Consider the following 25153-nt stretch of genomic DNA (forward strand, 5'->3'; position numbering starts at 1 on the left):
GTCCAAAAGTTGCAAGGTTCCATAACATCCAAAGCCTTGACCCTGTCCTAAGCCTCGTAAATCGTAATTCGTAACTCGAAAATCAATCTCCAGCCTCATCCCTTTTATATCAAACCGAAAAAATTATCACAGTCGGAATAGGGGTACCTCTCCCCTGACTTGTCTTTAATCCGAAAACTAATCCAAAGGCAACATTGCCTCAGAAAAAACTAAACCAATTAAAATAAAGATGAAAAAGCTTATCACAATTCTTCTCCTTTTACAAGTAATTCACCTTGCCTATAGCCAAGAGGAAGGCAGATTTAGATTTCAAATGGATCTCGGTATAGCTGCTCCAAAAGATGGCGGCATCGGTGCCTTAGTCAACTTTGAGCCTCAGGTTCTAGTCACTAGAAACCTTGCTCTTGGTCTCAGAATGGGTGTGGCCGGTCTTGCAAAGGATGTTACCTATTATGAAATTCCGAATGATTATGATGGCGTGCTTTCTGCAAATACTTCAGTTTCAGGCACTGGCAATTACTACTTCAACTACGGAAATGGCAAAGTCGCACCCTATATCGGAGCAGGATTTGGATACTACGCGCTGAGTAATATAGATGTGGCTGGTTTCGATTTCGATAAAGACGAGGTGCGAGGTCTAAAGGCGAATTTCGCTTGGGCCCCGATGATAAGAGCCGGTGTTGAACTGGGGAAATTTCGGATTGGTGCTGAATACAATTTTCTACCAAAGAGTGATTTACAAAATGTAAGCGGAGATGTGATTGGCCAGGCAATCAATGAATACTTCGGCTTTACCCTAGGCTATTTTGTAGGAGGGGGAAAATGGGGTCGATAATACCCGAGGACAGAAGAAAAACTTTTTGTAATCGATAATAAGTGATTATCCAAAAACATCAAAAAGCTAAACCAACGCCATGAATTCATTAACAAAAATTTTCGCAATAATTTTTTGCTTCACACTAAATCCCTTACACGCTCAGACTTTGACCCAGACCGTGAGGGGAAAAGTAGTCGATCAAGTTACAAAAGCTCCGATGCCCGGCGCCACAGTGATGATTCTCAATACAAATCCTCTGATGGGAGCAACCACGGATCTCGATGGAGATTTCAAAATCCTATTAGTCCCGGTGGGTTCTCATACACTGAGAGTCACTTTTGTCGGATATAAAGACATCATCCTACCCAATGTCTTGGTCAATTCCGGCAAGGAAGTCGTGTTGTCCATTTCAGTTGAGGAAGAGTTTGGTCAGATGGATGAGGTAGTGGTAGTTGCTACTGAAAAAGACCGGACTGTAAATGACATGGTGACGGTGAGTGGACGGACATTCTCAGTGGAGGAAACCCGCAAATTTGCCGCTGCCGTTAATGATCCCGGTCGAATGGCCCAATCATTCTCAGGCGTTGTCAGCACCGATGACGGCAATAATAATATTTCTATTCGAGGTAACAGCCCCAATGGATTGCTTTGGAGAATGGAAGGAATCGACATTCCAAATCCAAACCATTTTGTAAATCCCGGAAGTTCAGGAGGCGGTATATCCATTCTGAGTTCTCAGTTGCTGGCAAATTCGGATTTTATCACGGGAGCCTTTCCTGCGGAATATGGCAATGCCATGTCAGGAGTTTTTGACTTGAGTTTGAGGAAAGGGAATAATGAAAAACGTGAATTCACCTTTCAGGCGGGCTTTTTGGGAACCGATATCGCTGCGGAAGGGCCAATTGCTAAAAATTACAAAGGCTCCTATTTGATCAATTACCGGTATTCTACGCTGTCGATCTTATCCAAACTTGGGGTTCCGCTGGGGGATTTTGTGACTAATTTTCAGGATCTATCCATGAATATATTTCTCCCTGCCGGGAAAAAAAGCAGCTTCACGATTTTTGGGTTCGGTGGCTTGAGTGATCAAAACAAGGATGCAGAGAAGGACTCTCTGAATTGGACTACTGAGTTTGATCGCTACAGTTCGAGGTATTTTTCCAATAGTGGAGCAATCGGTGTAAAGCATTCCTACATGATCAACAAAAACAATTTCCTCCAGAATACAATTTTAGCATCTGGACATGCCATTGGTGATCAAATGAATCGCCTTGACAAAGAATATAGTGATCAGGAATGGTCTTACGAAAATTTCAGCAATTCAAAAATTACGTTTAACAGCGTCCTAAACACCAAACTTTCTGCACGATCCAATCTGAGAAGCGGTATTTATATCAATCAACTCTATTATAACCTTCGTGAAAACGGGTTTGATAAGGAGATGAATCGAATGAAAACTCTGATCAATTCCAATGGCAACACACAGAGCATCCAGGCATTTTCCCAACTCAATTTCAAAGCAACTGAGCGGCTGACTTTCAATGTTGGGATGCATTACCTTCAACTGCTTCTTAACAATTCCAAGGCTGTCGAGCCTAGGTTTAGCGCTTCTTATGAATTGGATGAAAAACAGCGAATCAGCTTAGGTTACGGGCTTCACAGCCAAGTACAACCTCTCGGTACTTACTTTGCAGAATATGAGGAAAACGGTAGGATCATTAAGCCTAATGAAAACCTTGGACTGAGCAAATCACATCATTTGGTAATGGGATATGATCGCCAACTGAACCCTTTTCTTCGAATGAAAATTGAGGGCTATTACCAGCACTTGTTTGATATCCCGATCAAGCCGGGAACTGATCAAACCTACTCCATCATCAATCAACAGTGGAGCTTTATGACAGATCCATTGGTCAATGAAGGATTTGGGAAAAACTACGGGACTGAGTTTACCCTGGAACAATTCACGCATAAAAACCTTTATTTCCTGCTGTCAGCCTCTCTATACAATTCGCTTTACAAAACACAGGAAAACAAGTGGCGAAATACCTTGTACAATGGAAATGCAAATCTGACATTCACAGCTGGTAAGGAATATTCACTGAAGAAAAATCGCATGCTTGGCTTTAATATCAGAAGCATTTATGGTGGTGGATTGCGGACAACTCCAGTAAATCTAGAGGAATCAATTGAGAAAAACGAAACAGTTTATGACGAGGAAAGGGCCTTTGAAGGCCAAAATCCTGCTTATTTCAGAACTGATCTACGGGTAAGTCTCAAATGGAACAGACTCAAAGCCACTAGTACTTTGGCCTTGGATATACAGAATGTAACCAACCGCCAAAACATCTTTGGAACTTATTTCGAGCCTGCAAAAGGTGTTATTGAAACTGCCTACCAAACTCCAATGATTCCACTGATCAGTTATCGAATTGAATTCTGATAAGGTTTTATCATTATCAAAATGTTTCCGCTTTATTGAAGTATTTACCTGAAATGCACATGATCCCGTAAGTACGGGATCACACAGGGGGATGATTATCAAAGGGCATTCCATCTGACCATTAAAGACAAATTATAAACAGATGAAATCTATCTCTAGTCTTCCTGCTTTAACAATTCCTCTTTAAAAGGAACGGCAGGAAGATTCAACTCATTCACCAAATTCACTTCAGGATTATCGGCCCAAGCGTAGCGAATTCCCACCGGAACCAATCCTTCCGGAATGGTAAGTTTTACTTGATTTTCTGCTGAAATAATTCCTGAAGCAATTTCAAATTTACCTTTCTCATCCCCCAGAATAAACCCTTTTACTGAATCTCCTGCAGTCAGTTTTAGACCCTTTCCTACTTCAGCAAAAGTCACAATTAGCGCATTGCCCTCCTGCTTAACTTCTTGAAATACCGGACCCGAGGCGACGAGTTTCTCCCCAAAGGCTATTTTCCTGGCTTGAAGCCAAAGTCGATCTCCGACATCTTTTTTATTTCGTGGGTGAATATCTTTCTCCTCCCCGATATCGATGATGGTGGCCATGCCTGTAAATGGCAGTTCTAAAGCCTCCCGCTGAGATTCTCGCAAAAATGCCCAGTTACTTTCCGGCTGAAGTTCTTTGCGCTCCATATAATTTGCCAACTGAGCATAGAGAAAAGGAAAATCACCGATTCCCCATCTAATCCTCCAATTGGTTATCATCGCAGTGAATAGTTCTTTATATTCCTTATGTCTTCCAGCATTACTTTCTCCCTGATACCAAATCACTCCTTTGATCGCATAATTGGTCAGCGGGGCAATCATGGCATTGAACATAAAACCTGGCCTCCAATTGTGTGACTCGACGATAGGCAACCTCGGCTCGACATAATTATTTGAATAGGTCCAGGTCCCTTCCAGATTGATTTTTTTGCCATTTTGGGTGATGTACATCTGATCTTTACTCCCAATCACCGGCTTGTTGTTCCAAGTATTAATGGCACGAATTGTCAGTACATTTTGGCCTTTCTTTAGAATATCTGCTGGAATTTTCAACTCCGGCACAGGTTCGCCCCAGTTTTTGTAATGCACCTGAACCCCATTGACATAGATATAAGCCATCTGATCAATGGAGGGAAATGTGAGCGTCGCCTCACCTATGGCTGTTAAATTGAATTTTTTCCTAACCCATGCGATGTGCTCAAGTGGATTGGCTGAGGGTAAATTGATCGAGCTCCAATTACCATCACTATAGTTGGTAGACGATACCTCCCCTGCAAGAAGTGAATCCGGGCGAATTACCATCTGATCCCTTAACTCCCTTCGTTTTTCATTTTCGGCAAGTATATCCTTCCATTTGGTGGAATCAACAATCACTTTTTTGGATTCAGCGGTGTAGGATCTGTCTTCGATATCCGCTAAAACCTTGGCCTCAGTCCAACCTTCAGCCGGCGTTCCACCCCAATTAGATTCGATGATTCCTACAGGCACTTTTTGTTCGAGGTGATTTCGCTTTGCAAAAAACCAGGCCACTGCCGAGAAATTTGGGAGATTTTCAGCGTTTGCTACTTTCCATTCACCGGCTGAGACATCTTTTTTCTCCACAGCACTGTAATCTTTCTTCACTTTGAAAAATCGAATCTTTGGGAAATTGGCATTGGCAATCTCCTCCTCGGCTCCTATCACTCCTTGCTTTAACGGCCATTCCATATTTGACTGACCGCCGGCAACCCAAACATCTCCAATATAAACATCCTTAATTGTCTGAAGATTGACTTGAAGCTCAAAAGGACCACCTGCTAACAATGGAGGTAAAAGTACAACCCAGGTGCTATCAGGCAACACTTTTGCACTTCCCACAGCTCCGGCCAAACTTGCTCGGATTTTTTCATCAGGAATTCCCCTCCCCCAAATCTTGATTGGAGCTTGGCGCTGAAGGACCATTCCCTCCGAGATTAACTTTGGAAACTGAACTTCAGAGTTTGGCTTGTCGAAACCACAAGCGAAAAACAAAGGAAAAAGGAGCAGAATAAGAAGGTGATTTTTCAAAAGGGTATTTGGCTGTTTGGAGGTGGAATTTCCAGAAAAAAATTGACTTCTCAGCACCATTTAGAAATGGTCCAATCCAAAAAAGCCAAATTATTTACCACTTGTCTCAATTGCCTGAATTGCATTCACCAAAAATGCAAATGGAGCACTCCAATTGATGGCGATTTCGTTAGAAGCATAGCTACAAGCCAAGTCGGTAAATGATTCATCAGGCACATCGCTTGGATAGTCGCATTTGTCTTGCTGAGATGGATTTGGACCACCTACCATGAATCCGGGTAAAGGAGGCAAATCAAATCTTGAGGTTGCTAGTCGATGATGCGGATGCATTGGAGTTTTGCTTCCGAAGCCTGTGACGTAGCTAAATCCAGTTGCATTTCTTCCCAAAATATAATCCAAGTTTGCCTTTGCACTATGGAGGTAATCCGCTTTACCAGAAAGCTTAAATGCTTCCAAAAGCAAAATCCCCTGATTGGAAGCAACAGCATTACTCCCCCAAATAAAATCCTTGGGATTTGCTCCCATTGGTGACAAATAAGGTTGAACCTGTCCGGCTTGATGGTAGGAATCAGCAGCAGTAATCAAGTTAATTTTCAGCATCGACAACCATTCCTGTGGGATTTGAGTGAGTGAATTTTCATTTCGAAGTAAGGAATAGAAACCCATCCACTTCACCTGAGACCAAGATGGAAGTAGGTAATCTTGATTAGCCGATTCCAAAATCTTCCAATATTCCAGATTATGCGTGCTGATATACAATTCGGACGCAGCCCAAATCCACTCGTCGCTCAGGTTTTGATCTCCATAGGCGCCAGTAACAATATCAGGTTCAAAAGCTTCATTCAAGTCGTTTTGGCGGTAATAAACCTCCGGGTTTTGCTTGGCCCAATTCCAGGCTTTCTCGGCTGCTTTGAGATAAACCACTGCATTTTCCGGGGCAAAAGGTTTGAAAATTCGGGCAGCCTGCGCCATCACTGCCGCAAAATCCAATGCTGCTGCAGTACCCTTACTGACCAAATATCTTTGATTTGTGGCCAGGTGTGGCTCTACCATTCCTTCAAATTTGGCTGTTGTCAGTTTGTGGTAAACCCCACCATCCGCAGGATCTTGCATCGTGAGCATCCAGTCCAGATTCCATAATACTTCATCCAAAATATCAGGCAAAGCGTTGCTCGATTCTGGAATTGACAGATTTTGCTTAGAAAAGTACTCGGGGTAAACTTCATACAAGGACATCAGCGTGCCCATCGTAATCCCGCTGTTGACAATGTATTTATTGTAATCCCCGGCATCATACCAACCTTTGGGCGATGACAAAATTGTGCCCTCCGGCCGTGTTTTGCTTGCTGCTGAAGGATGGATCGCAACCTTATCATCCGGATGACCTCCTTTTCTTGCCCAAATTCCGCCGTATTCCTCAGGTAAATCAATCGATGCACGCTGAAAATAAAATGCCTTTAAGGAAGCTTTTCCCAATTTCTCATACACTTGTGGATGGATGATAAAGGGATAAGATTTTCCCAACTCAGGAATTCCAATTTCATATTCTCCTTTGGTAGAAAAAGCTGAAAAATCAAGCTTCCAAGATGCTTTTCCAGAAAGCGTTTTTGTTTCATTTTTCTGTCCTTTTCCCTCGAAGACGACCTTTTCATTCTCGATATCATAAATGAAAAAAGAGTCCACCGATTCTTCTGAAAGTACAATCGCCACCTTATTTTGCTCTGGTAGATAACCAAGCTGATTCAGTCTAATCGATTCATTCAACTCCAGAGAATTTGAATTTTGATCCGTGGCACAACCATTCCAAATTGAACCAGCAATAAAAGCGAGTAGTGACTTTATTAGCATGATAGTGCTGAGGGATATTGAATGAAGGGGTTTGCTTACTAGATCGGGAAAATAATGAGAATTCCCATTTACATTTCATAAAAAAATCCGACCAAGGAAACCTTAGCCGGATTTAAAAATTTTAGGTTGATTAAAATTATATCTGATTATCCGCGTCATTGCCGGTAGATCAAGGACATTTAAGGAAATTAGGTCAAATTCTAATATTTCAGCCCTCTTCCGTCTTCCCTGCCTGCCGGTAGTCAGGGGTCTGCGGTCTTCCAGCCCTTAACCTGTGGAAAATTCGCCTACTAGCAGAAAAGGGTATATCCATAAAATTAAATAAAACGATTAATCAAATTCTCGAAATATTCCTGTTTTCCGCTAATTTGTGTTGGCTCTCCTACTTCAAAGGCATAATTTCTCAAGTCTTCTAATGTTAGTTTTCCTTCCTCAAACGCTTTTCCTTTTCCGGAATCAAAACTCGCATAGCGATTCTTTCTTCTTTCCAGGTAATCAGATTTCTCAAGGATATCACTTGCGATCAACATCCCTCTCGCAAAGGCATCCATTGAACCGATATGCGCCAAAAACAAATCTTCAGGATCGGTAGAGTTTCTACGGATTTTGGCATCAAAATTCACTCCTCCTCCTTTGATTCCGCCTGAGGTCAAAATCACAAGCATGGATTCGGTCAGTTCTTGAAGATTGAGTGCAAATTGATCGGTATCCCAGCCATTTTGGTAGTCCCCTCTGTTGGCATCGATACTTCCCAGCATATCCGCATCTGCAGCCACTTGTAACTCATGTTGGAACGTGTGTCCTGCAAGTGTGGCGTGATTCACTTCGAGGTTCAATTTGAAATCTTTGTCCAATCCGTACTGTCGCAGGAACCCGATTACTGTGGCCGCATCGTAATCATATTGATGCTTGGTAGGCTCCATCGGTTTTGGCTCGATGAAGAAAGTGCCTTTGAAACCATTCTTTCGTGCATAATCTCTTGCGAGAGTTAGGAATTTGGCCAAATGTTCCGTTTCGCGCTTCATGTCCGTATTTAGTAAAGACATGTAACCTTCTCTACCACCCCAGAAAACGTAATTCTCTCCGCTCAATTTGATGGTTGCGTCCAACGCATTTTTCACCTGAGTCCCGGCACATGCCAACACGTCGAAATTAGGATTGGTAGATGCTCCATTCATATAGCGAGGATTGCTGAAAACATTGGCTGTTCCCCAAAGCAACTTGATCCCTGATGCTTTTTGATGCTCCAATGCATAATCGGTGATGATCTGAATTCGCTTTTCGTAATCCGCCAAAGTCGGACCCTCATCAATCAAATCTATGTCATGGAAACAATAGTATTCTGCTCCGATTTTGGAAGTGAATTCAAATGCTGCATCCATTTTATCTTTTGCCCGCTGAATTGGATCCGGATTGGCATCCCAAGGATGAACAATTGTGCCAGGTCCAAAAGGATCGCCTCCGGTGCCGCAGAAGGAATGCCAATAAGCAATGGAAAACTTGAAATGCTCTTTCATGGTTTTACCGGCAATGATGCGGTTTGCATCATAAAATTGGAATGCCATGGGATTGTCACTTCCTTTTCCCTCAAAGGGGATTTTGTCAATAGTTGGAAAATAGGTCTTAGCCATATTATCTGGGTTATTTAGGTTAATAGGTATTGATTTAACCGGCTAGGCCGGACTTAAGTAATTCAGTAAGTTTTCTTTCCCAATTGGAATATGCATCTAGATAAGGTTGGTTGAAATTCGGATTGGGTTCCAAAGTTTCCAATAAACTCAATCCTTCAAAAGCCTCAGATTCGGATGAAAATATACCCGCACCGATTCCCGCGCCTCTTGCTGCCCCTTGTGCTCCATCCGTATCATAGAGTTCAAGATTTACATTATTCATTTGAACAAAGGTCTTTCTGAACAGTGGACTCAAGAACATATTCGCTTTTCCAGCTTTTACGGTTTGGAGATTCATCCCCATTTCTTTCATGATTCTGAATCCAAAAGTCAGAGAAGAGACGATTCCTTCCTGTGCAGCCCGTACTACATGCTTTCGGTCATGCTTCAATAAATCAAGGCCAAGCAGATGCGCTCCCACAGCTTTATTCTGCATGATTCGCTCCACTCCATTTCCAAAGGGAATGAATGTTAAACCTTCGGAGCCAATCGGCGCTCCATTTCCGATCGCATTCATTTCTTCATAGGAAATCCACTTTCCTCCCATGACTTTCTTCAGCCATGAGTTAAGAATCCCAGTGCCATTTACACAAAGTAATACACCATACGAAGGACTTTTCTTCGAATGGTTGACATGGACAAAAGTGTTGACCCTGGAGTGAGGATCGTAAAGTGGTGTATCACACACCCCATAGACGGTACCGGAAGTACCTGCTGTGGTGGCTAGTTCCCCTGGCTTCAATACTTGAAGTGAAAAAGCATTGTTAGGCTGATCTCCAGCACGATATGAAATCGGAATTCCGGATTCAAGCCCAGTTTCCTTGGATGCTGCAGTGCTCACTATTCCTTGAACAGAAAAAGAAGGAACTGCCTCAGGAATCCATTCCTTTGGAATTTCCATTTGCTTCAAGAGCTTTTCGCTCAATCCGTCTTTTTTGAAATCCCAGAAAATCCCTTCAGAAAGACCCGTTTCAGACGTTAGGATTTCACCGCTTAATTTCATCGCGATGAAGTCACCCGGAAGCATGATCTTGTGGATTTTTGCCGCTATTTCAGGTTGATTTTCAATCACCCATCTGAGTTTTGATGCTGTGAAATTCCCGGGAGAATTCAATAAATGCGGAAGGCAATAATCCTTTCCAAGTCCCTTAAAGGCTTTTTCTCCAATTTCGACTGCACGACTGTCGCACCAGATAATCGATGGTCGCAGGACCTTATGATCCTTGTCCACACAGACCAACCCGTGCATTTGATAGGCAATTCCGATTCCTTTAAGTTCTCCTTTTTTTACGGTAGCTTTTTGGCTTACAAAGGCAATTGTTTCTTTGACATACTTCCACCACATTTCCGGGTCCTGTTCCGCCCAGCCTGTTTCTGGTGCATTGATAGACATTTCCTCCTCGGGAAAAGCTTTGGATGCAATTGACTTGCCCGTACTTGCATCAAGTAAAGAGGCCTTCACCGAAGAACTTCCGATGTCTAAGCCTAAAAGTAATTTTCTCATAATATTTTTTTTACCAGAAGATGGTGTAAAGTCCCGCGATGATACCGGCGATCAGAATAGCACCAATTTTAAATCCTGTACTTGTACTAAATAGCTCTGCGTTGATATCGATGCTCTTCGGATGATCTTTTCCTTTGCCTTCTACCAAACTGATAATGATCATCAGTGCCGCTAAGACTAAAAATACCACACCCATTCGATCAAGGAATGGCAAATCAGGTAGCATGATTTTGAGAACAACTGAAAGCGGAATACTTAGCGCTGCACCCACAAGGGCTGCGTTGGATGTGGTCTTTTTCCAGAATACTCCAAAGAAGAAAATCGCAAATACTCCAGGGCTGATGAATCCTGTATATTCCTGTATAAACTGGAATGCCTGATCCAACTGACCCAAGGCAGGGGCAACAATGGCTGCTATGACAAAAGCAACTGCGGCAGTGATTCGTCCTACTCTTACCTGATTGGTTTCTGAGGCATTTTTCCCAAAATACTTGGTGTAGATATCCATCGTAAAGATGGTAGATGTACTATTAGCCATCGAAGCGAGTGAAGACACAATCGCTGCTGTCAAGGCTGCAAAAGCTAAACCTTTCAGACCCGTAGGCAAAATTTGAAGCAAGGTCGGATAAGCACGATCCGATTTGATTATTCCGGTCACCGGATCTTTCATGGACTCAATGAAACCAGTATCTATTCCATTAGTTACAATTACCAAAGCTGCGATTCCAGGCACTACCACGATCAAGGGCATCAGAAGCTTTAAGAATCCGGCGAAAATCATCCCTTTTTGAGCTTCATCCAGACTCTTTGCTGCCAAAGCGCGCTGTGTGATGTATTGATTGAAGCCCCAATAACTCAGGTTGGTGATCCACATACCGCCGATCAAAACAGAAAGCCCCGGAAGGTCCCCGTATGCATCACGAGTACCACCTTTTCCATCCGGAATCATCATTTCACCTTTGCTTAGAATCATGGAAAAATGTCCAGGAACCTCTTGTCTCAGAATCCCAATACCATCCCATGCATCGCCACTACCGACCATCTGCAAAGCGATATAAGTCGTAGCCAAACCACCGGCGATTAAGAAAACTACCTGAACCACATCCGTCCAGGCCACAGCTTTAAGCCCACCATAAATGGAATAGATCATTGCAAAAAGTGCCAAACCAATGATTCCATACACCATCGGCACATTCAGAATGGTATTCAAACTGAGTGCTCCGAGGTACAATACAGAAGTTAGGTTCACAAATACATATAACAGCAACCAAAAGACAGCCATCGTAGTACGGACTCGTGTATCATATCGATCCAATAAGAATCCAGGCATCGTGTAGATTCCCTTTTTCATGTAGATCGGTAAAAAGAAAATCGCAACTACAAGCAGTGTCGCTGCGGCCATCCACTCGTAGGTAGAGATCGCAAGTCCAAGGGCAAAGCCTGAACCTGACATGCCGATAAACTGCTCCGCTGATATGTTGGAGGCAATAAGAGATGCTCCAACTGCCCACCAAGGGAGTGCTTTTGAGGCTAAGAAATAATCTGAAGAGTTTTTGATGTGGCCTTTTTTCTCTCTGGAGACAAAAATGCCCATTCCTATAATAAGGAAACAATAGCCAAAGAAGACTATCAAATCAATCGGTTCTAATAGCATGGAGATAGGTTGGTTGGAGGTTTTAGGTAAAGTTGGGTTCTTATAGTTTAAATTTTACAAATTAAGGTCGATAAATATAAGAGTTTGATGCAAACGTCTGCACAAAAAAATATGCTTGATCTTATTTATTCAAAAATTTCAGAAATAGGCTCCCATAATTCAGTAGAAAATTCTAAAGAATCGATTTTTTCCAAATAACTAATGCCAGTCACATTAGATACCCATACCTGATCAGCCCTTAAGAGGTCATTTGGACCAAAAACACCTTCTGTAATGAGTCGGGGAATTTTTGATATGATAGCCCTTCGACCAATCCCATCGATTCCACCACATTCCAATGCCGGAGTAAATACTTTTTTACCTTTTCTCCAGAAAATATTGGAAATGCTGGCTTCGGCTACTTTGCCTGTATGATCGAGAAGAATCAATTCATCAAGTTTCCGATCGACTCGCTCCTGTGCTGCCATTATATAGGGAAGTGAATTGAGGGTTTTAAACCGACTCCACGGATAAGGGAACAGTGAAATGGTTTCGGCAAATGATGTCTGCACTTTTATTGTCGGAGGTTGAATAAATTTTTGGATTTGAAGAATTTGGACTGTGTCATTGGTTTCGGGCATGTATTTGCCTAATCCTGCTCGAAAATGCGTCCATCTGATTCTCAGCTTCTGTCCGCTATAATTGTCAATAAACCAAGACTCAAATTTTTCAAAGGCCGATTTGTCGGTTTGAAGCCTTAGGACTTCCATTCCTTTCAGAAGCCTTTCCAAATGAAAATCAAAAAATCTGATTTTTTCTCCATCAAAAACCAGAGTTTCAAATATTCCATCTCCATAATTCATGGCACGATTGGGAATTGGGAATTCATTAGCCTTTTCCCAGACTTGTCGATCTGTTGAATAAACATAGACTGTATCAGTTTCGCTCATAAAAGTGTTCGGATTCGATCAGAAATAAAGTTTGTTCAACATAGACATTGTTAAAAGTAGCAAACAAAACCACGTTTAAAGTCAAGAAATGCCGAAAGAAATGGAAAAATCCCTTAAACTTGAGCTTGAGAAAGTGTTAGCACTAAAATTGGTAAATTTGTACCCATGGCAAACAAAAGCAGTGTATTTGATATGATTGGTCCTGTGATGATCGGACCATCCTCCTCTCATACTGCTGGAGTAGTCCGAATCGCCCGTGCCGCAATTCGAATTTTGGGAGGTACACCCGATGAAGCCAATATTACTTTTTACAATTCTTTTGCACGGACTTACGAAGGACACGGAAGCGATAGGGCGATCTTGGGAGGCCTGATGGATTTCAAAACTGATGATCCAAGAATCAAAAACGCCTTGGAAATCGCGGAAGAGAAGGGATTGAAGTACAAATTCAAATCCATCGGAAATTCTTCCATACACCATCCGAATACCATTAAGCTCAATCTCAAAAAAGGGGAGCAACTAATAGAAGTAGTGGGTGAAAGCTTAGGCGGTGGCGTGATCAATATTGCGGAACTGGATGGCTTCACAGCTAACTTTTCAGCTTCAAATCACACGCTAATAATCAAAGCAAGTGATATTTCCGGGGCAATTGCCTTTATTTCAGGAGTAATTGCTCAGGAGAAAACTAATATTGCGACCATGTCTGTTTCCAGGAAAGGAAAAAACGATGTAGCTTGCCACGTCATCGAAATGGATTCAGAAATCAGAGAGATTACTACTCAGTATCTCACATCACTTCCTTGGATATCAGAACTAATCTATATTCCACACATAGATTTATAATCAATTTTAAATTAACTCAAACTAAACCAACCAAGTATGAAGAAAATTTTTCTAGGAGTTATTCTTTCAATCTGCGTTAGTTCCTTTTCTATTGCACAAGGGGGAAATTCCTCACAAGTCTATGACCTTCAGACCTGCGTAGACATAGCGCTGGAGAATAACTTGACCCTAAGGAGAACGGAGCTGAATCAGGGCACTATCGAGGCGGATTTGCTAACCAACCAAGGGCGTCGATTGCCAAGCCTTATTGCTTTCGGTAGTTCAGGGTATCGTTGGGGTCGATCCATTAACCCCGTGACTAACTTATTTGAAACCCGTCGAATCGGAAATATCAACACGCAGGTAAACTCCAATATGCCCATTTTCAACGGCTTTCAGATAAACAATACAATTGCTCAAGCCAGAAAAAATCTGGAATCTGGACAATATACTCTTGCAGCAGCTCAAAATGACATCACCTTAAATGTGATTAATCTTTTTATTGATGTCGTATTCAATAGAGAGCAGGTAAAAATTGCTGAAAACCAATTAAAAACTACCACAGATCAATTCTCCAGAATCAAGTCACTTGTGGATGCAGGATCCCTTCCTATTTCCAATCAGCTTGACCTTCAATCTCAAAATGCCACTAATCAAGTCAATTTGATCAATGCTCGAAATGGATTGAGACTTGCCAAACTTGCCCTTGCACAGGCAATGGTAATTCCTTTCACAAATGATTTTGATGTGATTGAACCAGAATTTGAGGTTAGCCAAGCTGTATTGGCATCAGATGATCCCTCTGAAATCTATGAGATTGCTGTAAATATTTTACCTCAAATAAAGGCTGCGCAAGCAAACGTAGAAAGTGCTGAATATTCAGTGAAAGTCGCTAAAGGAGCTTTTTACCCAAGCATAGGTGCTAACGTTGCGATTTTCTCAAACTACGTTGATCAAGCTTTCCTTGCGGGTACTACAGAAATAATTCCTTTCCCTACTCAAATAGAAAATAACTTATCTCAATCTGGAAATCTTCAATTGACTATTCCGATATTCTCAAACTTCAGTAATAAAGCAAATCTTCAGCGTGCAAGAGTTCAAAAGCGGCTTGCAGAAGTTGCTGAAGAAGAAGCCAAAAATACGCTTAGACAACAAATTGAAACCGCCTACACTCAGGCATTAGCGGCAGAACAATCTTATGAAGCTTCTTTGATTCAAGTGAAAAGTCTGGAAGAAACTTTTAGAATGGCACAACAACAATTTGGACTTGGAGCTATTAATTCAGTTGATTTTCAAGTCGCTCAAAATAATCTTTTCAATTCCCAAGCAAATCTTATCAACGCCAAATATTCTTACATCTTCAGAGTGAAAGTCCTTGACTTTTATTTCGGCAATCCCATCAACTTAAACTAAACCATGGCTACTAAAAAGTCCAATAAACTCTTGTATTACCTGCTGGGAGCAGTAGGCCTAATCATCCTAATTGCCATAATCGGTAGATCCGCCGGTTGGATTGGTGGCGTCAAAGAAAAAGAAGTGGAATTTTCCACAGCTAAGAAAACGACCATTATCGAGAAGGTAAGTGCATCAGGGGAAATTCAGCCTGAAATTGAAGTAAAACTTTCTCCCGATGTCGCTGGTGAAATTATCGAACTCACAGTTGCCGAAGGTGACTCAGTGGAAATGGGAAGACTTCTGGTAAAAATTCGCCCCGACAATTTTGTGTCTGCTTTAGAAAGAACACGAGCCAATCTAAATCAGCAAATGGCAAACCTTGCGCAAACAAGAGCAGCCCTTCAACGCTCTGAGGCTCAGTTTACACAAGCAGAACTTAATTTCAACAGACAAAAGGCTCTCTATGAGCAAAAGGTAATCTCTGATGCAGATTTTGAAACTGCGCGAGCCAATTACATTTCTGCTGAGAAGGATCTGGAAGCTGCAAAACAAAATGTTGTGGCCTCTGAATTCATCATTAAAAGTTCCCAAGCTACTGTAAATGAAGCTTCCGAAAACCTACGCTTGACCAATGTCAATTCTCCGGTTTCGGGTATTGTTTCCAGTTTACTTGTGGAGAAAGGCGAACGAGTGGTAGGTACTCAGCAAATGGCCGGTACACAGATGATGACCATCGCCGACCTTTCCAGAATGGAAGTCAGAGTGGATGTCAACGAAAATGATATCGTTCGACTCAGCCTTGGAGATACCACGCTTATTGATGTGGATTCTTATTCCAACTTGAATAAAAAATTCAAGGGAATTGTAACAAGCATCGCTAATACAGCAAATTCCAAAAACTCCTCCGATGCAGTGACAGAATTTAAAGTGAAGATCAGAATACTCAATAGTTCCTATGAAGAGTTGGTCCGCGCAGGAAATAAATATCCTTTCAGACCAGGGATGACTGCTTCGGTAGAAATCATTACTACCTATAAGGCAGGTGCTCTTGCAATCCCTCTTGCCGCAGTAACAACGAGAGAAACCCAAATGGATACTTTGGTCGGCGGTAACACCAAAAACAGAGAATTGGTATTCGTGAGTGAAAATGGAGTTGCCAAACTCAGAACTGTGAAAACCGGGATTTCAGATTATGAGAACATCGAAATCCTTGAGGGATTGAAAGAAGGAGACGAAATTATTTCGGGACCTTATTTCACTGTCAGCAAAGAGTTGAAAGAAGGTGATCCGGTAAAAAAGATGGGTGGAGGAGCTAAACCTGCCACTGCTTCGAAGTAATTATGCTAATCGAGAAAAAGCCCGTGTTGAATCCTCAGCACGGGCTTTTTTGTTTTGTCTAAAGCGCATGTTGTCCTGCTTCTCCAGAAGCTGGACTTTGAAATCGAAATTCCAATTCACCTCTCCACAACTCCCCCTTTGAATACAATTTTCAGGAAAGGAAGAAAATGCCTAACAAAGGGGGCAAGGGGGATTTTACACAATCATATTGTTCAATTTTTTAGGCTGACCTGCTTCTCCTGAAGCTGGACAATAATTCTTGGAGGAATGGGCTAAAGTCACATTCCTATTTATGGAAATGGTTTCCCAGTAGCTCAGAATCTCTAATTAAGGGTAAACCTCACTCCAAAAAACCCTCTTATCCCCTGATTGGGAGCAAAAGCATAATTAGGATCAAAAGTAAGTGCATTCGGATTGGAGGCAGTAGGAATAATATTTCCACCTTGATCAAACTCCACTCCCCGATCAAACGGATCAAAAGCCCGAGCGATACTGTTGGCTGGAGGTGTGAAATTCAGCAAGTTTTTCACCCCGCCATAGACTTGCCATTTTGTACCAAATGACTTGGTCAATTGGATATTTTGGATGCTCCACCACGGAGAATATTCCGGTCGATCGTCCAACTCACCCAAAAGTGGCAAGCGCATCGGGCTATACACATTTCCGGTGTAATCAATAGTCAAACCAAGCTGCTGAAATTCGTAGCCGATCGTCCAAACTCCCGAAAACCGCTCGGAAAATAATTGACGAACCCTCTCCCCTTCTTCGTCCAAACTCACATCCATCAGAGTTGCGCCAGCGAGGATTTTGAAGCCATTATTCCAAACTGCGTCCAAGTTTAAGGAAACACCTCTGGAAACTGCTGTTCCATCCAAATTGGCGTAGATGATTTGATTGGGATTTGTTTCATAATCCGGCACAATCCTATTGGTGAAATGCGTGTAGAATACCGAACCGTCCAAACCGAAGTAGTTTCCTCGATCTGAATAGATCTTTTTCACCAAGTTCAAGTTGGTATTCCAACTTCGCTCGGGTGCCAACTCCTCCAGGAAAACAACTTCACGCGCACCTGTCAAAGCCGCGTGATCTTCCGTAAACACATTAGCAACACGGAAACCATTTCCTACAGAAAATCGAAATACCATACTCTTATCCTCAGAAACCAGCTTGTAATTTAGCCTTGGTGAAAGAATATTTCCGTGCACACTGTTGTAGTCATATCGCAGCCCTGCCAAAAGACTCTGATTGGAATTGAATCGAATTTCATCCTGAAGAAATACTCCTGGAAGATGAATCTCAGCTGGGAAATTCTTGTTGCCACCTTCGATTGAAGTCGCCGTGGTATTGTCATCGTAATGCGTGTAACGATAAGCAGAACCAAGCAAGAAATTATGTTTCCCAACTTCCTTGACCCAAGTCAATTGACCAAAAGCAATAGTCTGATCAGCAAGGAAAATGGTGGTTCCATAGTAAGAGTCTTGCTTATGTCCATTGGCTGAAAACTGAAAATTCACCAATTCTTTTACCGGTAATTGATAGGTGCCAAATGCTTCCCAACGCCTTGTATCAGAGCTTTCACCATAGACCTGATCTCCACCCCTATCTGACTGAGTCCAATTCATTTGTCCACCCCAGCGATTTTCATTGACATACCGACCAGCGAGATTAAAGGCACGCCCCCCTTTTCGCTGGATTTCAACCTTCTGGAAAAGTGAGATACGCTTTTGCAAAGTCAAATCCGTAAATCCATCGCCATTGTTGTCGATGGGATTGTCGTACCAAAAGACATTGACTCCACTGAGGGACTGAATAGATTTGCTTACTGTGCTCTTGATGCCAAGATCGGTATTGACTTCTCCCCAACCGCTGGCAAATGCATCTACAGATACCAAAGGAGCTACTTCAGGTCGTTTGGTGATCACATTGATCAAGCCACCCACAGCTTCCGAACCATACAGCGTTGAGGCAGGGCCTTTTACCACTTCGATTCTGTCGATCAAGGCTTGGGGAATACCTGTCAAACCATAAACAGTCGCCAAGCCGGAGACTATCGGCATTCCGTCAATCAGGATCATGGTATAAGGACCTTCCAAACCGTTGATGTGAATGTCTCCGGTGTTGCAGACATTACAGTTGATCTGAGGCCGGACTCCATTAACATTTTGAAGAGATTCAAAAAGTGATGGAGTGGGATTTGATCGGAAAAAAGCAGCTTTATATACCTCTACCGGCACTGGACTATCCAATTTGGATACTTCCTGCATCGTGCCACTGACGACTACTTCATCCAGTGATCCATCCAATTGCTGGAGGTTAAAAACCAAATCCTGACTAAGATACGGTATCGAAATTCGTCTTGTCTGCGTGCCGTACCCCAATAGGGATACCTGAACAGTATATTGGCCAGGGTCTAAGTTTCCAATCTCGAAAATTCCAAACTTGTCAGTTACAGCACCCACACCTTTCTCTTTGATCAATACATTGGCGAATTCTAATGGGCCTTTAGAATCCAAAATGGTTCCTTTTATTTTTTGCTGTGCAAAGGCTGATTGGCTTAGGAGTAAAAATAAAATGAGTGTGTTTAGAGTCGAACTTTTCATAGATGCAACATTATTGCATTTATGGGAAATTTCCCACAAAAAGTTTTGAATTATCGACGATGCCTTTTGGCGAGGCAAAAAGTAAGAATTCATCCTTCAATTTTTAAAGTTAGATATGCAAAGATAAAATGTTAGATCATTCTAACAAATTTGTTTTTATCACATACGAATTATTACCTTCGAATGGTTTAAAAATTCAATGATGGCTTCCACTACAGAAGAAAATTACCTTAAGGCACTTTACAATATTTCAAATAATCAAGGTGAGGTCAGTATTTCAGATTTGGCTCAGAGTTTAAAGGTTAGCATGCCCACTGCAAACAGCATGGTCAAAAGTCTCCAAAAGAGTGATTGGGTCATCTATGAGAAGTACAAACCAGTGGCACTAACTCCAAAAGGTCAAAAAGAAGCTGCATTGATTATTCGTAAGCATCGCTTGACTGAGATGTTTTTGGTGAAAAAAATGGGTTTTGGTTGGGAGGAAGTCCATGAAGTGGCCGAGCAAATCGAACATATCCATGCACCGAAATTTTTTGAGCGAATGGATGAAATGCTTGGACACCCGACCATTGACCCCCACGGTTCACCTATTCCTGACAACCAGGGCAGAATAAAGGAATTCTCTTACACTCCGCTCTCCTCCTGTAAACCAGGTCAAACAGTTCAACTCACTGCATTGACCAATTCATCCACTGAGTTTTTGGAGTTTTTAAACAGTCGAAAATTAGCCTTGGGAACAGAATTGAAAGTGCTATCTCGGGAAGCCTATGACCTCAGCTTAGTCGTGAGCTATAAAAATCACCCCCAAGAGACTTTGAGTGAAAAAGTGTCGGAGCGATTGTTGGTGAGGGTTTTGGAATAATATTCAATGCTAGTACTAATTAATTGAATAATGTGTATATCCGAAATTCTGCTAGTAGCCAAATTTTATTAAGTTTCACCTCGACTTCCCTCCGCGGCGGGCAAGCTGCTCGGTGTCCGTTAGTTTTGCTTTTAGGGGAGGGGAGGTATATGCGGCTGCGCCGCATATACCTCCCCTCCCTTTAATAACCTGAAATCCGGTGGCCGAGGGAAGTCGAGGCCATTTTGATTTACTGGCAAAGTAGCGGATAATCATATAAAACACCAAAAGCCCCGAATTTTTGGGGCTTTTGGTGTTTAAGGGCTTAATCTTTAAATCAATACAGCGTCCTAAATCGGATAGTTCCCGGAATAGTCTTCAGTGTTTCAATCGCCTCTGCTTCATAGACCTTATCGATATCCGTGATCACATAGCCGATCTTTTCATTTGTCTTGAGGTATTGACCCACGATGTTGATGTTGAAGCTGGCAAGTACCTGATTGATTTTTGCCAAGACCCCTGGCTCATTGTGGTGAATGTGAATCAGTCGGTGCGCATTCTTCAAGAATGGCAATTGGATATTCGGGAAATTTACAGAATTGTAAGTGTTGCCTGTGTTGATGTACTCCATTATTTTTCCCGGAACAAATCGCGCAATATTTTCCTGTGCTTCCAAAGTACTTCCTCCGATGTGCGGAGTTAAGATGGTATTTGGTAAGCCTTTTAGTTCAGACTCAAATGATTCCTTGTTGTTTTTTGGTTCTTCAGGAAACACATCTACAGCGCATCCTCCTAAATGACCGGAAAGTATAGCGTCTCGTAAAGCTGGAATTTCGACAACATGACCTCGACTTAAATTGACCAAAATCGCTCCTGGTTTCATTTTGCCTATTTTTTCCCGATCAATGATGCAATTATTTTCTTTTCGGCCATCCACATGAAGCGATACCATATCACACGTCGAAAGCAATTCATCCAAAGAATCTACTTTGGTAGCATTTCCCAAAGCGAGCTTTTCAATGACATCGTAATAAAAGACATTCATACCCATGTTTTCTGCCAAAACAGAAAGTTGAGCCCCGATATTTCCGTAACCGACAATCCCCAGTTTTTTGCCTCTGATCTCAAATGAACCCGTAGCTGATTTATCCCATTTGCCCTGATGCATTCCCACAGATTTATCCTGAAATCCTCTCATCAGGAAAATAATCTCTGCGATTGCCATTTCGACAACTGAGCGAGTATTGGAGAATGGCGCGTTGAAGACTGCGATCCCCTTTTCCTGACAGGTTTCCAGATCGATTTGGTTAGTGCCAATGCAGAATGCGCCAACGGCTAACAATCGATTGGCATTTTCCAAAACCTTTTTGGTCACATTGGTTTTGGATCGGATGCCTAGGATAGAGACGGTTTTGATTTTTTCGCTAAGTTCTTCCTCGCTCAATGCACTGGAAATAACTTCGACTTCATAGCCTTCTTCTTGTAAAATATGGATTCCGATGGGATGCACATTTTCAAGAAGGAGAACTTTGATTCGGCTTTTTGGGTAAGAAAATTTTGTATTCAATTTGTTGATGTAAAGGATTTCGTCAAAACTAGGGGCGATGTGATCAGCCTGGCTGACCACTTTGGGCCGGGAGACATTCTCTGTAAAAGCATAAAACTTGTTGGCAAGACCAGAGGCTTTAATCTCATAATCGGTGTAGCCATCGCCGATGACATAGATGTCTCCTTCCAAATTTACATTTTTGATCGTTTCTGCCTTTCCATTGTTTTTGGAAAGTGGATTTTCCCGATTGAAGTCCACAATATTCCCAGAATCGTCAAAGATGAATTCATTTGCGAAGACATTTTCTTCCAAAATTCCATACTCGGATACAATAGGGATGATAAAATCCTTAAAACCGTTGGAAATGATGTATACATCCGCGGCATTGTTCTGAAACCACTCCTTATTTCTCTCAAAGGATTTAGAAACCTTTTGTCTCAAAGCAGCAATCAGACCGGTTATTTGTGTTTTGCTTGCTTTGAGAATTTCCAATCGGAGCTCCAAACTTTCACGGAAAGTAATGGAACCTTCCATTCCTTTATCTGTGATGTCTTTTATGGATTGCAGCTTTTTTGCTTTTTCTGGATCGTTGATCAGGCTGATTTCTCCGAGAATGTCCAAGGCTTCGACTTGGGTAAAAGTACTGTCAAAATCAATTATAAACTTTTTGGTTTGAGGCATGGGGGCAGGGTCGTATTTCTAAACTTGAGCAAAATTACAGTAATGCTAAAGAATCGGAAGATTTATTGAAAAAAATGTTTCTATTCTTTTGTTGTGTTTGAAAATTCTAAAAACTCAAGAGGAACCAATTGATTCTTTGGTTAAAAATAATTTTACAGATTTCTACAAAAGCGGTTTTCTCAACGGGGCATTTGGGCTATTTTTGGGAATAATTTCAAAAAACTATGAAAAAATCAACCTTATTGTCTACCGCTTTAATCGTGTCACTTTTTTCCTGCCAAAAGCCTGCAGAATCAGTAAAAGTGCAAGTTGAAACTGCCGATAAAGCTGAGCCAGTAGGTGAGGCTGAGATAGTTCCAGGTTCTTATGGTACAAATCTGGAGGAGGTTAGCATTGTGGGTACATCTGAAATGATTTCTGTGGTAGAAACTTCCGGTACATTTTCTGGAAAAGTTGCCGGCGAAATCAAAGAAGTATGCACTAAAAAAGGTTGCTGGTTTACAATGGATTTGGCAAACGGTGAGCCTATGCGAGTGACGTTTAAAGATTACGGCTTTTTTATCCCTACCAATTCTCAGGGATTTCCGATTATTCTAGAAGGTGTTGCTACGTTGACTGAAACAGATGTAGAGACACTTAAGCATTTCGCAGAAGATCAGGGGAAATCAAAAGAAGAAGTGGACGCTATCACTGCACCAAAGCGGGAAATCACTTTTGAAGCTACTGGAGTTGTCATTAAAGATAAAGCCTAAAGATGCCAATAGCTTTGGATAATCTTCGGGTAGGAAGAATTTACCGATTTGTCAATCAAGGTGAAATCCGAACCATAGAAATAATGGATCGGCTAGCCGGGGACAATTTCAAAATCAAAGATCTCGATACTCTGGAATTTTATACGATTTACGAACTCCTGCAATGGGGCAAGGGTAAAGATTATGATTTAGAGGAATTCAGATAAAAAAAGGGGCATCGAAAGCCCCTTTTTTATTTCCCTCAATTTTTAATGGAAGGTTTTGAAACCCGGTTCGTAGATAAGGCGAACAAATGATCCCAACCCGGCATCGGGTTGACCTATTGGTATTGCAGATACAATTCCAATCATCAGGTTTTCGGCAAGACCAACTCGCATCTGAGGTCTCAGGGTGGCAAATGACTTTCCGTTATGTATTTCTTGATTGAGTTCCAACCCGATGAAGTTCCTAGTTCCCGTGACCATGTAATGCAAATTGTAATTCACTTCATATCCAATATTGGCTTGTCCACCATATGCTTTTTCGATTCTTGGTCCAGTGTAGATTAGCGTGTGATAATTGCTCCCCCAGCGTTTGGCTGCAATAAGAAACGGATTGAATAAATTTCCCTTGAAGGCATCGACTTCTCCAAGTCGATCAAACTCCACTAATTCAAATTCATGGATATATCCTAAAGCCAAGGAAGTATTTCGCTTTTCAGAAACCAGAAAAGTGTATTGTGCTGCGACTTTGATGGATTCGATTTTATTTGAAGGCACATTGCCATTTTTATTTCCATTTCGGAAGGAATAAAGGCTCACTGGCAATTCAACTTCCAAGCCTAATCGATCAATCGGGGCCCACTCATATTCTATTAAAGCTTCGAATTCGTCGTAATTGCGCTTGTCCTGCATGCCAAAGCCTACATTCCACTCTTTTTCACCCTTTCTCGCTCCCAAATCACGGATCAGATCAATGTATAGCGGTTCGGCATGAAACACCTTCGGTTTTTGATTTTTTTCAGGTTTTTCTACTTCTTCAATAAATAAACTATCAAGTAGTTGACGCTGAATTTTTAGTGTATCTGATTGATCCTGTGCAAATGCACATAAAGTACCCAGCCCAAACAGGACTAGGAGTAGTAATTTTTTCATTTTAGAATGTCTTGGTAGCTGTTATAAAATAAAATTTTAAAAAATCAGCAATAATCGGGTGGGGGAGAGTCAGAAGAAAAATAACCTGAAATTAAATTTTCATCTGTTGAGAAATCTACTGTGGATTCAATAATCAAAACAGAAGACAATTTGAACCCTGGGATTTCGAGGAGGGCTAGTTTAATTTTCTTGACCGAGTTATCATCTTGTTCAGTTCCATTATCGGGAAAAATATCACCATCTCCATCCATCACCCATTCATAAATCAGCTCTGTCAATGTGTCAATAGGGTCGTCCATGCTGATCTTATCGGTGGGGACGATATTTCCTTCGTAAAAATTTGCAGAAAGGTTTATGAAATTACCGACAAGCAAAAAAAGGCAAAATTTTGACCAACCACTATTCCTGAGGTTGCTGATCAAAGATTTGGTTTCCTTTCTTTTCATGCCCGAAATTACGAAAAGAATGCGACTGAGTTTTTTAAAAATTCTTAATGCTCCAAAAGGAAGAAGTAACTTTGATCACAAACTACTTTGTAATTAAAAATTACATTAGCTAAAAAAAGGATCATGTCAAAAAATATCGGGCTGGCAATCGCTGGTTGTAGATGCCCAAAATGTCGGGAAGGAAAACTTTTCTCAGTAGGTGTTTTGAGTTATCGGAAATTATCAGAAATCAACCAAACCTGTCCAAAATGTGGAGCCAACCTTAACCCCGAACCCGATTTTTATTATGGGGCGATGTACATCAGTTATGCATTTTCAGTTGCCTTGGTGATTGCTACTTTGACAGCCATCAATGTATTAATAGAAGTACCCAAGCTATGGATGTACTTGACTACCGTACTCATATTGAACATGGTGTTGCTTCCTGCAATGTTGAGATATTCCAAAGTTCTGTATTTGTACGGATTGGGTAAATTGAAATATCGTGGTTAAATCGCAGTTATATCGGTTTATTAATAACATTTAGATATTTGTATTAAAGGATCAGAGTGCGGTCTTACAATTGGATTTAGCTTTTCATTTTATGGATATACGCAATTCTGCCAGTAGCCAAATTCTATTTAGTTTCACCTCGGCTTCGCTCGGTGTCCGTTAGT

General features: G+C 41.6%; 19 protein-coding genes. 9 read left to right on the forward strand and 10 right to left on the reverse strand.

Going from position 1 to position 25153, the window contains the following annotated elements:
• Positions 1-229: 229 nt before the first annotated feature.
• Entirely contained in the window at positions 230-835 is a 606-nt protein-coding gene (locus tag ACK4HU_RS14755; protein ID WP_409808004.1) for a hypothetical protein, read from the forward strand.
• Positions 836-914: 79 nt separating this feature from the next.
• Positions 915-3260 (forward strand): TonB-dependent receptor, encoded by a 2346-nt coding sequence (locus ACK4HU_RS14760; RefSeq protein ID WP_409808006.1) that lies wholly within the window; start codon positions 915-917, stop codon positions 3258-3260.
• 155 nt (positions 3261-3415) lie between these two features.
• On the opposite strand, the gene ACK4HU_RS14765 is transcribed toward ACK4HU_RS14760, so the two are convergent.
• The 6 genes from ACK4HU_RS14765 to ACK4HU_RS14790 all read right to left on the reverse strand — a co-directional run bounded on the left by ACK4HU_RS14765 (position 3416) and on the right by ACK4HU_RS14790 (position 12940).
• Positions 3416-5230 (reverse strand): sialate O-acetylesterase, encoded by a 1815-nt coding sequence (locus ACK4HU_RS14765; RefSeq protein ID WP_409808007.1) that lies wholly within the window; start codon positions 5228-5230, stop codon positions 3416-3418.
• Between the two features lie 195 nt (positions 5231-5425).
• Positions 5426-7183, reverse strand: a complete 1758-nt coding sequence (locus ACK4HU_RS14770) for a glycoside hydrolase family 9 protein (RefSeq protein ID WP_409808009.1) — start codon at positions 7181-7183, stop codon at positions 5426-5428.
• 317 nt (positions 7184-7500) lie between these two features.
• The gene (gene xylA / locus ACK4HU_RS14775; protein ID WP_409808010.1) at positions 7501-8814 is read right to left on the reverse strand and encodes a xylose isomerase; all 1314 of its coding nucleotides are present in this window, start codon (positions 8812-8814) and stop codon (positions 7501-7503) included.
• Positions 8815-8848: 34 nt separating this feature from the next.
• On the reverse strand, positions 8849-10357 hold the full coding sequence (locus tag ACK4HU_RS14780; RefSeq protein ID WP_409808012.1) for a xylulokinase: 1509 nt from the start codon (positions 10355-10357) through the stop codon (positions 8849-8851).
• A 10-nt stretch (positions 10358-10367) separates the two neighbouring features.
• Entirely contained in the window at positions 10368-12011 is a 1644-nt protein-coding gene (locus tag ACK4HU_RS14785; protein WP_409808014.1) for a sodium/sugar symporter, read from the reverse strand.
• Between the two features lie 125 nt (positions 12012-12136).
• Complete coding sequence (locus ACK4HU_RS14790; protein WP_409808016.1) at positions 12137-12940, reverse strand: aminotransferase class IV; 804 nt, start codon at positions 12938-12940, stop codon at positions 12137-12139.
• Positions 12941-13105: 165 nt separating this feature from the next.
• Between ACK4HU_RS14790 and sdaAB the strand changes: the two genes are divergently transcribed.
• The 3 genes from sdaAB to ACK4HU_RS14805 are packed head-to-tail and all read left to right on the forward strand — an operon-like array spanning position 13106 to position 16495.
• Positions 13106-13783 (forward strand): L-serine ammonia-lyase, iron-sulfur-dependent subunit beta, encoded by a 678-nt coding sequence (gene sdaAB / locus ACK4HU_RS14795; protein ID WP_409808017.1) that lies wholly within the window; start codon positions 13106-13108, stop codon positions 13781-13783.
• A gap of 36 nt (positions 13784-13819) precedes the next feature.
• On the forward strand, positions 13820-15175 hold the full coding sequence (locus ACK4HU_RS14800) for a TolC family protein (protein WP_409808019.1): 1356 nt from the start codon (positions 13820-13822) through the stop codon (positions 15173-15175).
• A gap of 3 nt (positions 15176-15178) precedes the next feature.
• Complete coding sequence (locus ACK4HU_RS14805) at positions 15179-16495, forward strand: efflux RND transporter periplasmic adaptor subunit (RefSeq protein ID WP_409808021.1); 1317 nt, start codon at positions 15179-15181, stop codon at positions 16493-16495.
• Between the two features lie 323 nt (positions 16496-16818).
• On the opposite strand, the gene ACK4HU_RS14810 is transcribed toward ACK4HU_RS14805, so the two are convergent.
• Positions 16819-19095, reverse strand: a complete 2277-nt coding sequence (locus ACK4HU_RS14810) for a TonB-dependent receptor (RefSeq protein WP_409808023.1) — start codon at positions 19093-19095, stop codon at positions 16819-16821.
• Positions 19096-19294: 199 nt separating this feature from the next.
• On the opposite strand from ACK4HU_RS14810, the gene ACK4HU_RS14815 reads away from it, so the two are divergent.
• Positions 19295-19957 (forward strand): metal-dependent transcriptional regulator, encoded by a 663-nt coding sequence (locus tag ACK4HU_RS14815; RefSeq protein WP_409808024.1) that lies wholly within the window; start codon positions 19295-19297, stop codon positions 19955-19957.
• Positions 19958-20273: 316 nt separating this feature from the next.
• Here the strand turns inward: ACK4HU_RS14815 and serA are convergent, their stop codons facing one another.
• A complete protein-coding gene (gene serA, locus ACK4HU_RS14820) occupies positions 20274-22166 on the reverse strand; it encodes a phosphoglycerate dehydrogenase (protein WP_409808026.1) in 1893 nt (630 codons plus the stop codon).
• 224 nt (positions 22167-22390) lie between these two features.
• Between serA and ACK4HU_RS14825 the strand changes: the two genes are divergently transcribed.
• Together ACK4HU_RS14825 and ACK4HU_RS14830 are read left to right on the forward strand one after the other, a co-directional pair.
• On the forward strand, positions 22391-22918 hold the full coding sequence (locus ACK4HU_RS14825) for a DUF4920 domain-containing protein (RefSeq protein ID WP_409808028.1): 528 nt from the start codon (positions 22391-22393) through the stop codon (positions 22916-22918).
• Positions 22919-22920: 2 nt separating this feature from the next.
• Positions 22921-23124 carry a hypothetical protein gene (locus tag ACK4HU_RS14830; protein WP_409808030.1) on the forward strand — a complete coding sequence of 68 codons (204 nt, stop codon included), beginning with the start codon at positions 22921-22923 and terminating at the stop codon, positions 23122-23124.
• 42 nt (positions 23125-23166) lie between these two features.
• Here the strand turns inward: ACK4HU_RS14830 and ACK4HU_RS14835 are convergent, their stop codons facing one another.
• Positions 23167-24051 carry an HAEPLYID family protein gene (locus ACK4HU_RS14835; RefSeq protein WP_409808032.1) on the reverse strand — a complete coding sequence of 295 codons (885 nt, stop codon included), beginning with the start codon at positions 24049-24051 and terminating at the stop codon, positions 23167-23169.
• A 44-nt stretch (positions 24052-24095) separates the two neighbouring features.
• Positions 24096-24497, reverse strand: a complete 402-nt coding sequence (locus ACK4HU_RS14840) for a hypothetical protein (RefSeq protein ID WP_409808034.1) — start codon at positions 24495-24497, stop codon at positions 24096-24098.
• A gap of 123 nt (positions 24498-24620) precedes the next feature.
• Here ACK4HU_RS14840 and ACK4HU_RS14845 point away from each other — a divergent pair, with 123 nt between their 5' ends.
• A complete protein-coding gene (locus ACK4HU_RS14845; protein ID WP_409808036.1) occupies positions 24621-24989 on the forward strand; it encodes a DUF983 domain-containing protein in 369 nt (122 codons plus the stop codon).
• Positions 24990-25153: the final 164 nt, after the last annotated feature.

Source organism: Algoriphagus sp., from assembly GCF_046296635.1.
Lineage (GTDB): Bacteria > Bacteroidota > Bacteroidia > Cytophagales > Cyclobacteriaceae > Algoriphagus.

Coding starts and splice junctions, on each gene's coding strand:
- ACK4HU_RS14815 (WP_409808024.1), top strand. CDS start 19,295: ATGATGGCTTCCACTACAGAAGAAAATTACCTTAAGGCACTTTACAAT.
- ACK4HU_RS14805 (WP_409808021.1), top strand. CDS start 15,179: ATGGCTACTAAAAAGTCCAATAAACTCTTGTATTACCTGCTGGGAGCA.
- ACK4HU_RS14825 (WP_409808028.1), top strand. CDS start 22,391: ATGAAAAAATCAACCTTATTGTCTACCGCTTTAATCGTGTCACTTTTT.
- ACK4HU_RS14760 (WP_409808006.1), top strand. CDS start 915: ATGAATTCATTAACAAAAATTTTCGCAATAATTTTTTGCTTCACACTA.
- ACK4HU_RS14800 (WP_409808019.1), top strand. CDS start 13,820: ATGAAGAAAATTTTTCTAGGAGTTATTCTTTCAATCTGCGTTAGTTCC.
- ACK4HU_RS14790 (WP_409808016.1), bottom strand. CDS start 12,940: ATGAGCGAAACTGATACAGTCTATGTTTATTCAACAGATCGACAAGTC.
- ACK4HU_RS14780 (WP_409808012.1), bottom strand. CDS start 10,357: ATGAGAAAATTACTTTTAGGCTTAGACATCGGAAGTTCTTCGGTGAAG.
- sdaAB (WP_409808017.1), top strand. CDS start 13,106: ATGGCAAACAAAAGCAGTGTATTTGATATGATTGGTCCTGTGATGATC.
- ACK4HU_RS14835 (WP_409808032.1), bottom strand. CDS start 24,051: ATGAAAAAATTACTACTCCTAGTCCTGTTTGGGCTGGGTACTTTATGT.
- ACK4HU_RS14755 (WP_409808004.1), top strand. CDS start 230: ATGAAAAAGCTTATCACAATTCTTCTCCTTTTACAAGTAATTCACCTT.
- ACK4HU_RS14765 (WP_409808007.1), bottom strand. CDS start 5,230: ATGGTCCTTCAGCGCCAAGCTCCAATCAAGATTTGGGGGAGGGGAATT.
- ACK4HU_RS14785 (WP_409808014.1), bottom strand. CDS start 12,011: ATGCTATTAGAACCGATTGATTTGATAGTCTTCTTTGGCTATTGTTTC.
- xylA (WP_409808010.1), bottom strand. CDS start 8,814: ATGGCTAAGACCTATTTTCCAACTATTGACAAAATCCCCTTTGAGGGA.
- ACK4HU_RS14810 (WP_409808023.1), bottom strand. CDS start 19,095: ATGAAAAGTTCGACTCTAAACACACTCATTTTATTTTTACTCCTAAGC.
- ACK4HU_RS14845 (WP_409808036.1), top strand. CDS start 24,621: ATGTCAAAAAATATCGGGCTGGCAATCGCTGGTTGTAGATGCCCAAAA.
- ACK4HU_RS14830 (WP_409808030.1), top strand. CDS start 22,921: ATGCCAATAGCTTTGGATAATCTTCGGGTAGGAAGAATTTACCGATTT.
- ACK4HU_RS14770 (WP_409808009.1), bottom strand. CDS start 7,183: ATGCTAATAAAGTCACTACTCGCTTTTATTGCTGGTTCAATTTGGAAT.
- serA (WP_409808026.1), bottom strand. CDS start 22,166: ATGCCTCAAACCAAAAAGTTTATAATTGATTTTGACAGTACTTTTACC.
- ACK4HU_RS14840 (WP_409808034.1), bottom strand. CDS start 24,497: ATGAAAAGAAAGGAAACCAAATCTTTGATCAGCAACCTCAGGAATAGT.